We start from the raw sequence: 967 nt of genomic DNA, 5'->3' as shown, positions 1-967 counted from the left end.
CGTATGCACCGAAGAGTGGCATGTCCCCCAAGCCGCCGTTGCCGCCGGCTCCGCCAATGCCGCCGGCCCCGGAGGCCGTCCCACCAGCCCCGCCGGCTCCGCCGAAAGATACCCCGCACCCGAAGAGATCAAGACTGTCGACAAAACCGCCGTTGCCTCCGGCACCGGCGCTTCCGGTGGTAGCTGCCCCGCCGGCGCCGCCCGCACCGCCAAGGTCCAGCGCGATCGCCGCGAGGCCGTAGGAAACGCTGACACCGCCTTCACCGCCGTTACCGCCACTGGTACCCGCACCGCCATGACCGCCGGCACCTGCGATGGCGATATTGATTCCGAGGGGGCCGCTGGCCACGGCCACGCCGCCGTTACCGCCGAGTCCCCCGCCGCCCGTGGACGCGTCACCACCGGCGCCACCGGCCCCGCCCACGCTGAAGACCAGGCTGTCGGCCTTGCCGCCAGACCCGCCGAAACCGCCGAAACCGCTGGTACCGGCACCGGCGGTGCCGCCGGCGCCGGCTATGGCCGCGAGTACACCGTGGGCGCCCCCGCCATTGCCGCCGCCGCCGCCGTTGAGTCCGACGCCGGTACCGGCGTCGCCGCCGTTCCCACCAGATCCGATGAAGCCGAAACCGGTGCCACCGGCCCCGCCGACGCCGCCGGTGCCGGCAGTGGCGGCGCCGCCATTCCCTCCGGTACCGCCGATACCTCCGAACAACCCAAAGCTGTCGGCGCCCGTGCCGCCGAAGCCGCCGGCTCCCGTACCGGCCCCGCCAATTCCGCCGGCGCCGCCGACGCCGGCACCCACAACCGCCGCTCCAAAGCCACCACTGCCGCCGCCGGTGGCCGTCCCGCCGGTCCCGCCTGCCCCGCCGGCGCCACCGACGCCCGCGCCCATGACCGCCCCGGCGATCGCGCTGATGATGGCCCACTTCTTGGCGTTGGCGGACGCGGCCTGCGCCTCGGCGTAGCG

At 74.9% G+C, this 967-nt stretch carries 1 pseudogene; it reads right to left on the bottom strand.

Annotation, left to right across the window (positions count from 1 at the left end):
* Nucleotides 1-967 (bottom strand): annotated as a pseudogene (locus tag BST40_RS28215) (PE family protein); the annotation flags it as partial.

It is taken from the genome of Mycobacterium persicum, from assembly GCF_002086675.1.
GTDB lineage: Bacteria > Actinomycetota > Actinomycetes > Mycobacteriales > Mycobacteriaceae > Mycobacterium > Mycobacterium persicum.
The sequence above is the reverse complement of the archived record's forward strand: the minus strand, read 5'-3'. Positions and strand labels throughout refer to the sequence as shown.